11 protein-coding genes are annotated in these 15,661 nt (G+C 50.4%); all 11 read right to left on the bottom strand.

Annotated elements, in window-relative coordinates; all coding sequences use genetic code 11:
* Nucleotides 1-18 precede the first annotated feature (18 nt).
* Nucleotides 19-921, bottom strand: coding sequence for an ABC transporter permease (locus tag MKY14_RS25560; RefSeq protein WP_038568353.1), 903 nt, complete (start codon nt 919-921; stop codon nt 19-21).
* A gap of 74 nt (nt 922-995) precedes the next feature.
* Nucleotides 996-2,606 (bottom strand): extracellular solute-binding protein, encoded by a 1,611-nt coding sequence (locus MKY14_RS25565; RefSeq protein ID WP_076124659.1) that lies wholly within the window; start codon nt 2,604-2,606, stop codon nt 996-998.
* A gap of 377 nt (nt 2,607-2,983) precedes the next feature.
* On the bottom strand, nt 2,984-5,233 hold the full coding sequence (locus MKY14_RS25570; RefSeq protein ID WP_076306527.1) for a helix-turn-helix domain-containing protein: 2,250 nt from the start codon (nt 5,231-5,233) through the stop codon (nt 2,984-2,986).
* A gap of 281 nt (nt 5,234-5,514) precedes the next feature.
* Nucleotides 5,515-6,411, bottom strand: coding sequence for a myo-inosose-2 dehydratase (gene iolE / locus MKY14_RS25575; protein WP_076307985.1), 897 nt, complete (start codon nt 6,409-6,411; stop codon nt 5,515-5,517).
* A gap of 39 nt (nt 6,412-6,450) precedes the next feature.
* On the bottom strand, nt 6,451-8,415 hold the full coding sequence (iolD, locus tag MKY14_RS25580) for a 3D-(3,5/4)-trihydroxycyclohexane-1,2-dione acylhydrolase (decyclizing) (protein WP_340977640.1): 1,965 nt from the start codon (nt 8,413-8,415) through the stop codon (nt 6,451-6,453).
* 26 nt (nt 8,416-8,441) lie between these two features.
* Nucleotides 8,442-9,902: a CoA-acylating methylmalonate-semialdehyde dehydrogenase gene (locus MKY14_RS25585; RefSeq protein WP_076306530.1), complete on the bottom strand. Its 1,461-nt coding sequence runs from the start codon at nt 9,900-9,902 to the stop codon at nt 8,442-8,444.
* 125 nt (nt 9,903-10,027) lie between these two features.
* Complete coding sequence (gene iolC, locus MKY14_RS25590; protein WP_248549135.1) at nt 10,028-11,038, bottom strand: 5-dehydro-2-deoxygluconokinase; 1,011 nt, start codon at nt 11,036-11,038, stop codon at nt 10,028-10,030.
* Between the two features lie 262 nt (nt 11,039-11,300).
* Nucleotides 11,301-12,311 (bottom strand): LacI family DNA-binding transcriptional regulator, encoded by a 1,011-nt coding sequence (locus MKY14_RS25595; protein ID WP_340977641.1) that lies wholly within the window; start codon nt 12,309-12,311, stop codon nt 11,301-11,303.
* 181 nt (nt 12,312-12,492) lie between these two features.
* A complete protein-coding gene (iolB, locus tag MKY14_RS25600) occupies nt 12,493-13,323 on the bottom strand; it encodes a 5-deoxy-glucuronate isomerase (RefSeq protein ID WP_340977642.1) in 831 nt (276 codons plus the stop codon).
* A 38-nt stretch (nt 13,324-13,361) separates the two neighbouring features.
* Nucleotides 13,362-14,408: an inositol 2-dehydrogenase gene (gene iolG, locus MKY14_RS25605; protein WP_340977644.1), complete on the bottom strand. Its 1,047-nt coding sequence runs from the start codon at nt 14,406-14,408 to the stop codon at nt 13,362-13,364.
* A 127-nt stretch (nt 14,409-14,535) separates the two neighbouring features.
* Nucleotides 14,536-15,651 (bottom strand): glycoside hydrolase family 88/105 protein, encoded by a 1,116-nt coding sequence (locus tag MKY14_RS25610; RefSeq protein ID WP_340977646.1) that lies wholly within the window; start codon nt 15,649-15,651, stop codon nt 14,536-14,538.
* Between the last annotated feature and the right edge of the window lie 10 nt (nt 15,652-15,661).

Consider the following 15,661-nt stretch of genomic DNA (forward strand, 5'->3'; position numbering starts at 1 on the left):
CGCCTCCTTCTTTCTTTATCATAAAATACCGTCTCCGGTCACTTTTTTCGAAATATAGTTGGAGCCAAAAATAAACACCAGTCCCACCACGGCCTGGAACAATCCGACTACAGTAGCCAACGTATATTGTCCGGATTCTAGACCCACCCGGTACACAAAGGTACTGAGCACATCAGAATACTCACGCACAGCAGTGTTACCGATAATGTAAGGGCGGTCAAAGCCGATGCTGACCATCTTTCCCAGATTGAGGATAAGCAGCGTCACGATGGTTGGTTTTATGCTAGGAAGCGTAATGTAGCGGATTTTCTTCAGCCTTGTCGCTCCATCCACTTCAGCAGCTTCAAACAGCTCTCGGTTGACACCGGTTAACGCCGCCAGATAAAGGATAGTCCCCCAACCGGCACTTTGCCAGACGCCTGTGAATAAATAAGTGATCAGCCACGGATTTTTTTCAGTCAGAAACGGGATGGGAGTAAGGCCTAAGCTCTCCAGCACACCGTTCACCATACCGGACTGGTTGCCGAACAATTGATATACGATCCCCCCGATGATCACCCAGGAAATAAAGTGGGGGATATACAAAATCGTCTGCGATATTTTCTTGAACCACACCGAACGAATTTCGAACAGCATAATCGCCAGGATAATCGGAGCCGGAAAAGAGACAAGTAAATCCAGAAAATTCAGCATAAAGGTATTGCGCAAGGTGGTGTAGAACTCTCTCATTCCAAAAACCTCGCGGAACGCATCAAAGCCAATCCACTCGCTGCCTCCAATCCCCTGAAACAAATTGAAATCCTTAAAAGCAATCTGCACACCATACATCGGACCATAGCGGAAGATCAGGAAATAAATAATAGGCAGCGAAAGCAGCGCGTACAATTGCCAATACCGTCTAAAGTATGTCGCTTTGCTCAAGTCGTTTTCCTCCTAAGGAGAAAAACCGGGTGGAGCGCAGCACCATCTCCCCCCGGTTTTCACTATATATTTGTTTATTGAGCCGAAAGTTCCTTAAACGACTTCTCCAGTTCCTCTTTCAGCTTGGTTCCGCCCAAAGTCATGTAATCTTTCATTTCCTGCTCGTAAACCGCTTCAAACTGCTCTGGTTTGGCCATTGCCGTCTTTACAATAATTACGTTGAGCTTATCTTTGAGCGTTGTGCCATATTGCGATTCCGCTTCTATCGGCTTGCCGAAGACGAGCGGCCCCACCGTGTCAGCGTTGGCGATAGCGATAGATTGAGTCAGCATCTCCCGGTTACGTTCCGGAAAGCCCAGCGCCCATGCTTTTTCATTAGTGGCCTGATCACCGATGTTTTTGCCGTTGGAGATAATGGCCATGTCGCCAGCATTAAATAGACGATCGGCGAACTCCTGGGAAACATCTGTTTTGGCCACTGGAATACCGTCTACCAGGTCGTAGTTTTCACCTTCAACGCCATTTTGGATATCAATCAGATTATTATCCGAAGCCATCCAATCAAGATACTTAACGGCTTCCACGGCGCGTTTACTACTCTTCGGAATCATGATGTACATGCCGTTGGAGGCATACCGGGATTTAATGTGCTTGTTATCAACGTTGGCGTTGGTTAAGACGTCTACCGGCAGCACCTTGCTTCCCTCTACATTTTTGTAGAGATTATCCAGGGTACCATCGGCATAGAACAAGACATCCACATCCTCCGACCAGTAGCCTACATTGCCGTTCTGGATATCCTTGGCCAACTGTGTTTTATCCTCGTCCAGACTGAAGTCCTTACTGATCATCCCTTCATTGTAGAGCTTATTAAGAAATTGCAGGGCATCCTTAAAGCCCTCATGCAGCGGCAGTTCATAACGTTGGCTGTAGGTCAGATCGCCGCTGATCGGCTTCATGAAAGAGAAAATCAACGTCTCGAATTGGGCTGGTGCCAGTGCCATGCCCATCGGGATGTTTTTGCTGCCGAGATTGCCCGGATCCTTTTCTTTAAACGCTTTCAAAGTAGTGTACAGCTCATCGGTCGTCGTTGGCACAGGCAATCCTAATTTATCTAACCAATCCTGACGGATGTAGGAGCTATAACGGCCTGTGATCGCCCGTTTACCAGGGATCGCATACTGCTGGCCTTCAAGCTGGCCGAACGCCAGCGTATCCTCGCCAATAAACTTTTTCAGATTCGGGCCATATTCGTCGAGAATTTCTCCGACATCAGTCAAGCCACCTTGCTGGGCATACCGATAAAACACACTGGAATCATACGTAAATACGATATCGGGCACATCCGTATTGCTCGCCATCAAAACATTCAGCTTGGTAACTTCCTCAGAACGCTGGATAGGTACAAATTCTACATCAATGTTATTCGGATCTCCGAACTTTTCCTGCACTAGTTTAGTTAAGTAGTTATTGGTAATGGTATGAGGGGCTGGGCTGTTGCCGCGGTCAAACACTTCCACCTTTAATGTAACGCGCTTGGCACTTTCGCCGGCTGGGGCACCCTCGGATGCTGTGTTGTTTTTAGAATCATTGGAACAGCCTGCTAGCAGAGAAACGCCCATTATTGCGGTTAATCCGATCCCGATTGCTTTCTTCAGAACTCCTTGATGTACGTTCACTGTCATTTTTCCATCCCCTTCGCCCTTGCAGGCTTTAATGGTGTATTTATGATCCCCTAGCCTTAACTCTATCCATCCCCAGCGGAATCCATATCACGTGATGCTTTTTACTGCCGTGCTACTGGGTCGCTTGTTGTTCTGGATGCCCACAGTATTTCATGAATTCCGGCAGTCTGACAATAAACCTCTTTCGGATGCTCATATCCCAGCAAAATCGGACTTCCGGTTTATCCATACAACCATTTTCGTAGAATAAACCGCTTTCAAAAGTGTGAAAATAAAGACCGCATCGGTGTTCGCGCCCTCATCATAGAGGTTGGCGTGCACAGATGCGGTTATAAAAACTATTGTTCACGTGCTATTGGATTAATAAAGTCGGCAGCCTATAGTCTGGAGGTCCCGCGCCCGCGCTTTAAAGAACGGTAGTCACCCGGCGTGATTCCTAATACTCGTTTGAATACCCTGCCGAATGTAATTGCATTCGCATACCCCACCTGAAGTGCGATATCCTGCAGCGAACATTCCGTTTCCACTAAAAGCTTTTCGGCTTCCTTCATGCGTAGCTCTGTAAGAAAATCAACAAATTTCATTTTAAATTCTGTTTTAAATAGATAGCTGGCATATTTGCCGGATACCTGAAACCGGTCGCTCAAATGCTTTAGGGAAAGATCGGGATTTGTAAAATTCTCTTCAATATAATTCTTCATCTCGGTTACCATCGCCCGGTAGCTTTTAGTTTCACTGACAGAAACATAAGTGCGGAATAAATCAGTCAAATACTCAAACAAAATCCCCTTCATTTCATCTATGGATTCTGCCTCTTCCAGCCGCTTCAGCTGCTTCTCCGCATTTTCTGCTGACAGCTCATCCTGCAGCTGCTCAGACATGACAGCCACTTCCCGGCTCAGCATCTGTAACATGGCCTGAATTAGAGAGCGAATATCATCATCTTGTAAATAATCCTGTTTAAAACCATCAAAAACACCTTCCAGCAGTTCCCGCCATTGGCCGCTCGACATCCGGAACTGCTTAACAAACTCGGCAATCATTTGTAGATACTTGAATGTCTCAAGAAGCGGCTGGCGCGTTTCTCCAAATTCCGTTAAAGCGATGTCTTCGTGCATTAAAAGCTTGTGCTGCATCACATTCTCCGCTGCCGCATAGGAATCCCGGATCTCCCCTGGCCCAGCCGCCACTGGCCCGATAGCGAAACTTAAGGAGAGGCGCAAATTCTGCTCCACCCAGGTGCGGCAGTCCTCAGCGAACACACGGATTTCCTCTGCCATCTCTTCATCACTTCCTGTGGTCAGGAAGAGAATTGCCGCCCGGTCAGTCCCTATCCACTCCGCCCAAGCTTGCAATTCCGCACTCCGCGCCAATTCTTGAAAGACATTCATCAGGGCAAATTTAAGCGTGTTCTGATCTCCCCTTGTATACCGATCTTGAAAAACCTTGTCGTAGCGGTTGATTTCGCTTAGCACAACCATAAAGCGGGTTGTGGAATGAGCTCCGGAGAGCGGCGACAGCTCTTCCATCCGCTGAACGACATTGTCCAACCGCTCGCTTTGCAAGAGATCGTTGAGAAGCTTGCTGCGCTGTAACAGCAAATTCTCTCTGCTTTTCTTATCATAATCCGTCATATGGTTGATTAGATCTTCCAGCACCCCGTCAATGAGCATCATTTCGTCCGGTCTGTCGCTGGATTGGTCCAGCTTGCGAATTTGATGACCTTCAATCCGGTTCATAATCACCTGAATTGGCTTATAGTTCCGCCGCGTAACATAGATCAGGTAAAAAATCGCGCACACAACCGTACCTAAGGCAATAGCTACCCAAAGGTAAGAAATCACTGACACCCAGCTGAATAGACTGCCCGTTTTGATCCCGCTGGAAAACGTCCAGCCAAGCCTTTCCATATATAAAGTGTTCAACTGCTTCCCATTCTTGGCACCTTCACTGTCCGAATGCGCCTGATAGACCACCTGTCCATCTGCGCCAAAGATGGTCAGAAAGGACAACTGTTCATTGACCATACCGTCAACGATCTGTTCCATTCCGCTCATTTTGAGATTGATTACGAGCACTCCCTCCGAACCGAAGGGCAGCGGCATACCTTTATTTATGGTAAGCACACGTATAGACGTACGCTGAAATTCATCTTTGTATTCCCTAACAGGCTGCCAGCCTTCCGATAAAGAGCCGGAGGTGATGCGGCCAATCCAATCCTCGTCTACAAATCCTGAAAGGTCCTTTAATCCAGTTTCTGTTAAAACGCTTTCATTTCTCTTGTCATAAAGATAGATGGACTGAATGTAGGGCGATTCACGCGTCAGGTTGCGTAGATTCTGGGCAACAGCGTAGACGGTCGCCATATCAATCTGGCCTTGATTGTTAAAATAACGTTTATAAGCATCGCTGCGTTCAGCAGCCTCCAGCACTGACAGTTCAGCTTCCTTGATCGTTCGGTCCACATTATCCATAAGATAACTGGCGGTGATACGGTCCGCTTTTTTAGTTTCCATTCGTGAAATATCATTAATAAATACAAAAGAGGCAAATATCAGTATCGTCACAGTAAGCAAAAAAATAGGAAAGTAGGACAGCAGCAATCGGCGATACCAGGAACGGAACAATAGATAACCCCCTCTGTACAACCGTTAGGATACCCGGCCACGGTTCAGCCGTTAATGCACGAGTAATTCATAGATATTTGGCTGCACCATCATGGAAATGGAAACTCTTCCGCCTAATTTGCTGCCATTATAACACATACAACATGAACCCGACCAACGAAGCCATTCGTATTTTATACCTGCTCATTAAAAAGGCGAGGTGCGCACAGCCATAGCCGTGAACCCCCGCATATAAATCTGTCCGAGCAGCCGCCAAGCACCAAGTGGTAGCCCTCCTCGGCCTATAAACCACTCAGATCTCTGATATAACGGCGCGCCTTGATCGCATATTCCAGCGGATCGGCAAGTGCCGGATCCTGCTCCGCTTCCACTACAAACCATCCCGTATAAGAGTAACTTGCCAATTCGCTGAAAATCTCCGCAAAGGATATACATCCATCGCCAGGTACGGTGAATGCGCCCGTTTTTACAGCCTGGAGAAAACTGAGCTGATCCCGCAGCACACGCTGAACAACCTCCGGACGTATATCCTTCAAATGGACATGTTTAATCCGAGGTAAATGGATGCGCAGTACCTCTAAGGGATTCTCACCCGCAAAAGCTAGATGACCGGTATCGAACAGCAGAGACACCTCTTCCGGTTCCGTGAGCTCCATTAGCTTAGCAATTTCGGCCCCAGTCTGCACCCCTGTCCCCATATGATGATGGTATACAAGCGCCATACCTTTTTCAGCAGCCAGCCGGCCAAGCCCACCCAGTCCATCGGCAAGTGCGGCCCACTCCGCTTCTGTGAATACAGGTTTATTAGCAAATAGCGGCGTATCCATTTGTCCCTGAATACTCCGCCCTTGCTCTGAGACGACAATCACCTTCGCACCCATCTCATATAAAAAATCACGATGCGCGCAAAAAGCCTCCACTGTCTCCTCATATGGCCGCACAGTCAGATATGCGCTGAACCAAGCGCTGGCAATCTCAAGTCCACGAAGCTCCAGTGCCCGGTGCAGCCGTTCCGGAGAGCGTGGATACTTGTTGCCCACCTCGCTTCCCTGAAACCCGGCAAGCGCCATTTCGCTAATGCACTGTTCAAAGGTATTGTCTTTTCCCAGTTCAGGCATATCATCATTAGTCCAAGCGATAGGAGCAATCGCCAGCTTGACCGCATGTTCTTTGAACATCCTCGATTCTACCCCTTCCGTTTCACAGTATTACTAATACTAATAACTGCGGGCCTTTCCAAGCTGTTCAAGCTTCTGCTCGTGGGCAGCCCGAACGGCTTCACTGCCGGACACTTCTGGAACACCAACATTCCACCAGGCTCCGTAACCATGTGTCATTGTCTTGGGCAGCACCTTAATGTCAATTAGGGTGGAACGATCCTGCAGCTGAGCCTCCCTCAAAGCGTCACGCAGCTGCTCAGCCGTTGACGCACGAAAGGTCTTCACTCCATATCCCGCGGCACTTGCTGCATAATCTATGCCTATCAGTTCGCCGCTCAGCTGACCTTCCGGGCCCCGGTAGCGGAATTCAGTCGCCATGCTATCCAGTCCTTGCTCCATCTGCAGGTTGTTGATACAGCCGAACCCCATGTTATCCAACAGAATGACGTTGATCTTCTTGTTCTCCTGAAGGCTCGTCACTAGTTCCGAATGCAGCATTTGATAGCTGCCATCGCCCACCAATGCATATACCTCCCGGTCCGGCTCCGCCAATTTCACACCGAGTGCACCGGAGATTTCATACCCCATACACGAAAAGCCATATTCCATATGGTAAGTATCCGGCACAGTGGAATTCCACATCCGCTGCATGTCGCCCGGTAAGCTGCCTGCGGCTCCTATCACAATGGCGTCTTTCGGAAGATATTCATTGAGGATCCCGAGTACCTGTGTTTGCGCCAGCGAAGTGTTCAACTTCGCCGCATATTCAGATAGCTTCTCGTCAAGATGTCCGGCAACTTCCGGCACGAAGGAAACTGAAGAACGATCTGGACGATCTGCCTCCTGATTCACCGTATACTCCACGTCAGATAGACGCTTTCTTTCCACTTCCCATGCCTTTTTTGCCACTACAATTTCATCTGTATAAGCGGTGCGGTAACCGCGCTTCTCCAACGTAGCAGACAGCGCCCTAAGACCTTCGGCAGCATCACAGACCACAGCCAGCGCATCCAGCTTGGAGGCATGGTAAAGGGAAGCGTTAATTGTCAGGAACTCCACCTCGGGATGGGCGAACAAACTCTTCGAACCTGTCGTGAAGTCCGTAAACCGGGTACCCACACCGATCACCAGATCCGCTTCTGTGGCCAGCGCATTGGCACAGCCATTCCCGGTAACTCCTATGCCACCGAGATTGTAGGCACAGTCGCTTGCCACGGCGCTTTTTCCAGCTTGCGTCTCACCGAATGGGATGGCGAATTTCTCCGCAAACGCACGTAATTCCATTCCTGCATCCGCATACCGGACTCCACCCCCACAGACCAGCAGAGGTCGCTGTTTGCTGGCAATAAGATCAGCTGCCGCAGCAAGCTCATCCGGATGCGGAGTACGGGAAACGATCCGGTGGATGCGCTTGCGGAAGAACTCAAGTGGATAGTCCCAGGCCTCCCCTTGCACATCCTGCGGCAGCGCAATCGTAACTGCTCCGGTATCTGCCTGATCAGTCAGCACACGCATCGCGTTCAGCAATGCCGTCATCAGCTGCTCTGGCCGATAAATCCGGTCCCAATATTTGCTCACCGCTTTGAAGGCATCGTTGACCGTTATCGACAGATTGTAGGTATGCTCCATTTGCTGAAGTACCGGATCCGGTTGACGGGTGGCAAAGGTATCGCCGGGGAGCAGCAGCACGGGAATCTGATTCGCCGTCGCAGTGGCAGCGGCTGTCAGCATATTAGCTGAACCCGGTCCTACCGAAGCGGTGCAGGCCATGATTCGCCGTCTGCGGCTCTGCTTGGCAAAGGCAGTCGCCGCATGCACCATTCCTTGCTCATTCCTCCCCTGATAGACCGTCATCTCACCCGGCGCTTCCTGAAGTGCCTGCCCCAGTCCAAGTACATTGCCATGGCCGAAAACGGTGAATATACCGTGTACAAAACGCTCGGGTCCATTGCCAAAGTCCACATATTGCTGGTTCAGAAATTTCACCAGCGCCTGCGCCGTCGTTAATCTAATCGTATCCACGTGAAACCTCCCTTTCGCCGTTTTTGTTACTGCCAGCGGGCAGTGACGACTTTTTTGCGTGTATAAAATTCAACCCCGTCGCTTCCATTCGCATGCAGATCGCCATAGAAGGAATCCTTCCAGCCGGAGAAAGGGAAAAAGGCCATCGGGGCTGGCACTCCAACATTGACACCCAACATGCCTGACTCGATATTTTCCCGGAAATAGCGCACTTTCCCGCCGTCATTCGTAAAAATACAAGCCCCGTTGGCAAAACGAGAGGTATTGGCAATTTCAATCGCCTCTTCTACATCCTTGACACGGATCACTGCCAGGACAGGCGCGAAAATTTCCTCCTGCCAGATTTTCATTTCCCGGGTCACTCCATCAAACAACGTTGGGCCGATAAAATAACCCTGTCCCTGCACCGCAGCATCCGCCCGGCCGTCTCTTAGCAACTTAGCGCCCTCGGCCATGCCTTGTTCAATATAAGCGACCGTTTTGTCTTTATGACTTTGGCGGATAACCGGCCCAAGAAACGTGTCGTCGTCCAAACCATTGCCGATGGTCATCTGCTCACATTCACGCAGGAGGATGGAGATCAGCTCATCAGCAACCTCTTCCTGCACCGTTACCACGGAGCAAGCCATACAGCGCTCTCCCGCCGAGCCGAAGGCTGCGTTGACAATCTGTGTTGCTGAAGCCTCAAGGTTCGCGTCTGCCAACACAATAGAATGGTTTTTCGCCCCTGCCAACGCCTGAACCCGCTTCAAACACGCCGTTCCCTTCTTGTAGACATATTCGGCCACTGGCTGTGAGCCAACGAAGGAAATCGCCTTCACATCAGGATGCTCCAGCAGGCCGTTTACCACCTCATGCGCACCGTTAACCAGATTGAGCACACCTTTCGGAAGCCCGGCTTCCTCTAGCAATTCGACCAAACGCGCTGCCAGCAGCGGTGTGCGTTCGGAGGGCTTCAGCACAAAGGTATTCCCACAGGCGATGGCCAACGGGAACATCCAGCAAGGCACCATCATCGGAAAATTAAACGGTGTAATCCCGCCGACTACACCGATGGGATAGCGATACATCCCAGACTCGATGCCTGTCGCGATGTCGGGCAACTGCCGGCCCATCATCAGCGTCGGCGCACCTGCCGCAAATTCCACACACTCAATGCCGCGCTGCACCTCTCCGTAGGCCTCTTTGAAGCTTTTTCCATTCTCCAGCGTGATCGTCTTCGCCAGTTCATCCCAATGGTCCACCAGCAGCTGCTGATATTTGAACAAGATCCGCGCTCTGCGCGGCACCGGTGTCTTGGACCAGCCTGCAAAAGCCGCCTTTGCCGCCGCCACTGCCCGATCAACATCGACTCTGCTGGACAGCGGAACCCTTGCCATCTCCTCACCAGACGCTGGATTGTATACCGTTTCTGTCTTCTCCACAGCCGCCTCAACCCACTGCCCGTCAATATAGTTGTTCAGCACTTGCACGGTTTGCTGTGCCATTCTACTCACTCCTTCATCTCTATTAATGCGATCCCGCGAATGTAATCTAATCTAATCTAATCTAATCTTGCATAGCTATTCGATCTGGAGTTGTTTGAGTTGTGATCTCTCCAACCTCCGCCTACTTACTCTGCACCTGAAGTGATTTCCTCGTTAGACAATAAAAACGCTTCCAATTCATCCAAGGTTGGCATGGCATCCGAACAGCTGTGGCGGGAGATGACAATGGATGCCGACGCGCTGCCGCGGCGCATGGCCTCACCGACGCTTTCTCCCCGCATTAGACTGTGAATGAAGGCTGAGGCGTAAGAATCTCCGGCTCCAAATGTCTTCAATACTTTAGCGGGAAAAATACCACTCCGATGCTTCTGCCCATCCGCCGTGTAGGAGATTGAACCACTCCCGCCACGCTTGATAACGACCAGCTTTGCTTGGTGCGAGAACCAGCGGTTAACTGTTGCTTCGTCATCTGCATCTGTCACATTGTACAGGCTCTCCATCATATTAAATTCCTCACGGGTACCAATGATACAATCGCATTTCTCAGCTGCCAGATTATAATAGACCGCTGTTTCTGCGGCTGACTTCCAAGTATAGGGGCGATAATCCAGATCAAAAAATACAGTAACATTGTGCTTGCGGGCGAACTCCAAAGCGACAAACACAGCCTCACGGGACGGACTTTGTGCCAGTGCAGTACCTGAGATCAGCAGTGCCTTGGACTTCCGAATATACTCTTCCGAGATCTCCTCCGTACTCAGCAGCAAATCAGCCACATGATCCCGGTACATCAGAATGCTGCACTCCTGAGGACTCTTTATTTCAGTAAAAGCAAGCCCAGTCACTGCACCAGTCTGGTCAACGCGCACCTGGCTATCGTCAATGCCATTCCGTTGCAGATAAGTTCGGATAAAACGGCCCATCTGATCATCGGATATCTTACCGATAAAGCCAGTGCGCATCCCTAGCCGTGCTGCTCCAATTACGATATTGGCGGGAGAGCCGCCGACATATTTGGTAAACGTCAGTGTCTCTTCCATTGGTCTTCCGGTTTCATTAGCGTTCAAGTCAATACAGAGCCGACCGACAGCGATTAAATCCAGCGGTCGTGCAGGATCGAACTGTAAACCGTTCATTATGACGCCTCCTTGAGAAAACTTCAGTAAAATAGATTAATGAGATACAACAATCATCGGGGGATGGGTTAAGCGCTTAACCTAATTTCCATTAGTATAGTTTAGAAATTGGAGTTTGGCAATCCTGAACTTAAACGAATTTGGATCTGAACCCATGTATCAGAAAAAAACAAAGAAAAGACCTGTACCTCGCCGCTAAGCGAGGTACAGGTCTTCAGATAGGAGTCGGCGTTCTTACTCCGTTTGTAGAGTTTGTGTCTTCCTAATTCGGTGCCGGTCCGGTGGAATGGCGGACGATCAGTTCCGGCATCAGCATGATCTTGCGCTTAGGACTATCGGGATTGTCGATAGATTCGTTCAGCAGAATCATCGCCTGTTCCGTCATCTCACGCAGAGGCTGAGCAATGCTGGTCAAGGTGGGATGGCAAATTTCAGCCAGCATTGTATTGTCAAAACCCACCACGGACAGATCACGGGGTATTGACAAGCCTGCGCTGCGCGCCTCCTTCAATATCCCAATCGCGAGCAGATCGTTGCAGGCGAATATGGCGGTCGGCCGGTCTTCCTGCGCCTGAGCCAGCATCGCGGCAGCCGCTTTGCGGCCGTTCTCCAGCGTGGCTGAAGTATGCGTGAGATTAGCCGGATTGTCAAAGCCAACACCCGCTGCCTTGAGCGCATCCATAAAGCCTTCCACGCGCAGCTTACTCCCCGGTAAATTGTCAGAGATAATGCCGAGCCTGCGATGGCCCAACGACAACAGATATTCTGTCGCCTGATAGCCTCCCTTATAGTCATCCACCGTGACGCTGTTGCTCTCCATCATCCGGATATCAGCCGAAAATAACACAAGCGGTACGTGATCAGCCAGCAGGCGGCGGACCATATCTGGATTCCCTGTATGAGAAGCAATGATTATACCGTCCACCCGTTTACGCAGGAGCAGTGAGATATACCGGGCCGCCTTCTCATCATCCCGGTCAGTACTGCATACAATCAAGTCGCTTCCCTGCTCCTGAGCATAATCCTCAATACCTCGGGCCGCCTCAGCAAAAAAAGGGTTGGAAATATCGGGAATCATCAGCCCAATCGTTCCCGTTCGGCGACTCGTCAGCGCAGAGGCCACCAGACTCGGCTGGTAATTCAGCTCCTCCATGATCCGATGAACCTTCTCCCGTGTCTTATCGCTAATTCTCCCGTTCTTGTTCAACACCTTGGACACCGTAGCGATGGAGACTCCCGCTTCCCGTGCCACATCATATATCGTAGGTTTCATCGTTAGTGAGCCCGCCTTTACGTTCGTACAATCCTATACCTAGATTATAAGGAACTCTTCTGACAGTGTCTATTCAGCGGCGCAAGAGACTCTCTTACTGTGGCGATCATTTGGTCAATACATCGACACAAAGAAGGAGCCTCCGCCTTGCGGAAGCCCCCCTTTCGTGCGTGCTGCTACACTATTTCTTCTTATCCTTCTGGTGTTGCTGCATCTCGAACAGCCATTCATGTTCCGGATCATTATGAAAAACCCATGTGCGGACCGGACCTGCCATCACATTGAGATAATAAGAATCATAACCCGGCGGTGCCGATACAGGATGATAGCCCTCCGGAACCAATACAATACTACGGTCAGACACGGCCATCGTCTCATCAAGGCTGCGATCGTCATTATACACCCGCTGCACTACAAAACCATTAGCCGGGTTAACCCGGTGGTAGTATGTCTCTTCCAGGTAAGACTCAGCAGGTAGATTGTCACAGTCATGCTTGTGCGGAGGATAGCTGGACCAATTGCCGCCACCCGTACGTACTTCCACGACCAGCAGGCTCTCGGCTTCACTCTGCTCAGGCAAAATGTTGACCACTCGCCGTGACATACTGCCAGAACCGCGTGCTTCGGCCACAGTATCGCACGGAGCGATCAAACGCGGCGCATATTTACCCGTTCCTGGTGCAAGGCAAACCGCAAGTTCCAGCTCCGTCAAGGCCGTAACTTCATAATGCCCTCCCGCCGGAATATACACCGCATACGGCGGCAAATCCTCAAATACAGACATACGTTCACCGATCCCGGCGAACAACTGGGCGCCTGCTCTCACATCCGCCTTGCCCGCCAGCAGCACCAAACAGATTTCATTCCCTTCCGCGCTGCGGCTCAGCGTATCCCCAACCTGCAGCTGGTACACTTCAAAACCGACATATTCCCATCCAGCGCTCTCCTTGCTCACTGCCGCTACAAGTCCATCTTTGCCGGGTGCTCCGGCTTTTATGATTAGATTGGACATCTTCACAGACCTCCCCCATCTTCAGCATCTGCATCCGCTTACAAAGCTTGTGTCGCCGATATTCCCTCTCCGGCACAAGAAGACAACTTGACCGGAAGCCCGGTAAGATAGGATTCCTTAGCGGCTTCGGCAATCCGTTCCGCCTGTTGCCCATCAAGCCCGCTGCAAATGATAGGCTCCTGCAGGCGGATTGCCCGGGCAAATGCGGCAACCTCTTCCACGAAAGCCTGGTTATACCGCTCGAGAAAGAAATGAAGCGGTTGATCGCGTGTGACCGAAGCAGCGGTTGAAACTTCTACAGTTGTTGGACGGCAGTTATCGGCGGTGGCTGAGCCGCAGGAACCGAACACCTCCACGCGTTGATCATAACCATATACAGCCTTACGGCTGTTATCAATGACGCAGATTGCGCCACTGGCAAAGGTCAGCGTGATGACAGCTGTATCCACATCATCGCAGCGCCCAAACATCGGATCAACGAGATTGGCACCTCGGGTATAAACTTCTTTTACTTCCTCACCCATCAGATAACGGGCCATATCAAAATCGTGAATCGTCATATCCATAAACATCCCGCCGGAAGACCGCACATAAGCCTCACCCGGAGGCTGCGGATCACGTGATGTGATCTTCACAATATGTGGACTGCCTAGCTCTCCTGATTGAACCAGTTGCTTAAGTTTGCGGAAGCTAGGGTCCATTCGCCGGTTGAATCCGACCTGTAGCAATACACCCTCATCCTCCACTATCTTCAGTGCCTGGTGGGTAAACTCTGACGACAGGCTGATCGGCTTTTCACAGAAAATATGTTTTCCAGCCCGGGCCGCTAGCTCAATCCAAGAGGCGTGGGTATCCGTAGGTGTGCAGATAAACACAGCCTCGATCTCAGGGTCATTCAGAATGTCTTGCCCATTCACAAATGCAGAGCCAAGATTCCGGCTCTCTGCCCAGACCAGCAATTCCTCACTTACCACAGCCTCCGCAATGGATTTCAACTTAAACGACGGCATCACACGCAGATTATCTGCATGAAGCCGGCCAATTCTGCCTGCCCCAATAATGCCAACTACGATCGGATTTACCATGTTTGCTTATCCTCCTTCGAGGTAAGCGCTTAACCATCCCGAAAATAGTATACTCCAAGCTCAAGTGAAGTTACAAGCAAATATTTCTCCAGCTTTTTTAACTCTCTCCTTAGCTATCTACTCCTCCTCAACAGTAATGTAACGCTTCACCTAGTGCGACTAAAACCATGGCCTGCCCGTAGGCCATAGGGGCAATAATGATTTCCTTATAATCTTCTTTTGCAGCACCAATCGGAGTGCCGCCGGATACACCAAGCACCGTGCCTTCATCGTCAATTCTGTCCATCACCGCCCGGATCGCTTTCAGGGCATGATCTGCATACGATTCCGGCAACAACCCCCTGCGTACGCTATGCAAAATACCCGCTGCGATAGCTGCTGAGCCTGACGTTTCAGTATAACTGCTAGAGTCGTCCAGCAGCGTATGCCATAATCCGTCTCCGCTCTGGCAGGCTAATAAAGCTGTTGCCTGTGCGTTCAGGATCTGTTGAAGATATTCAAACACTCCACTGTCCAGATACGACCCCATCAACTCCAGGTATTCAGGCAGGCCGAGTGTAAACCAGCTATTGCCCCGGCACCAGAAGGCTTCACTGAAATTATGCCGGCCGCCAAAATGCCAGCCATGAAAAAACAACCCCGTCTTTTTATCATAAAGGTATTTGATATGCAGCAACAGTTGGTAAAGCGACGCTTGCCGCCATGCGGAATTATCGTATTTCACACCCATTTTTGCCGTGAACAAAATAGCCATAAATAACGTATCAATCCAGATTTCATTATCATTGAGCGTAACTTCATCCTTGCTCGCTCCTGTTGTGACATGCTGATAACCAGACTCCTCCGTCCGCGGCAGGCCATGCATCAACCACTGCACCCATTCCAGGCTTAATTCCTCCGCTTCCTTCAGTTCCATTAATGACAGCAACGGCGCTGTTGTATTGATATTCCGGCTCGGCAGTCCCTTGCCCAGTTGCTTGCTCATCCAAAGCTTGGCATATTCTTGATAACGCTCATCCTTGAAATGCTGCTCAAGCTTTTGAAGTCCGTAAAGCCCCACTCCCTGCGGCCAATCCCATTCCTCCATGCCAAAATCACGGGCAAAATACCCCCGTCGTCCCGCATCCTCCCCTAAATTTTGCAGTTCGGCTTCGTTTTCCGGCCGCTCCAGCTTCAGCAGCTTATCCGTCACGCGGTTCAGCTTTTCAATGATCTCAACTTTACTAATCCGGCTGTTGTTCATCTGTTTCCCG

The sequence above is a fragment of the Paenibacillus sp. FSL R5-0887 genome (genome assembly GCF_038002305.1).
Taxonomy (GTDB): Bacteria; Bacillota; Bacilli; order Paenibacillales; family Paenibacillaceae; genus Paenibacillus_AQ; species Paenibacillus_AQ odorifer.

Bases quoted from the DNA above. Each gene is read 5' to 3' on its own strand.
- MKY14_RS25565 (WP_076124659.1), bottom strand. From the start codon at position 2,606: ATGACAGTGAACGTACATCAAGGAGTTCTGAAGAAAGCAATCGGGATC.
- iolE (WP_076307985.1), bottom strand. From the start codon at position 6,411: ATGTTCAAAGAACATGCGGTCAAGCTGGCGATTGCTCCTATCGCTTGG.
- MKY14_RS25585 (WP_076306530.1), bottom strand. From the start codon at position 9,902: ATGGCACAGCAAACCGTGCAAGTGCTGAACAACTATATTGACGGGCAG.
- iolC (WP_248549135.1), bottom strand. From the start codon at position 11,038: ATGAACGGTTTACAGTTCGATCCTGCACGACCGCTGGATTTAATCGCT.
- MKY14_RS25595 (WP_340977641.1), bottom strand. From the start codon at position 12,311: ATGAAACCTACGATATATGATGTGGCACGGGAAGCGGGAGTCTCCATC.
- iolB (WP_340977642.1), bottom strand. From the start codon at position 13,323: ATGTCCAATCTAATCATAAAAGCCGGAGCACCCGGCAAAGATGGACTT.
- iolG (WP_340977644.1), bottom strand. From the start codon at position 14,408: ATGGTAAATCCGATCGTAGTTGGCATTATTGGGGCAGGCAGAATTGGC.
- MKY14_RS25610 (WP_340977646.1), bottom strand. From the start codon at position 15,651: ATGAACAACAGCCGGATTAGTAAAGTTGAGATCATTGAAAAGCTGAAC.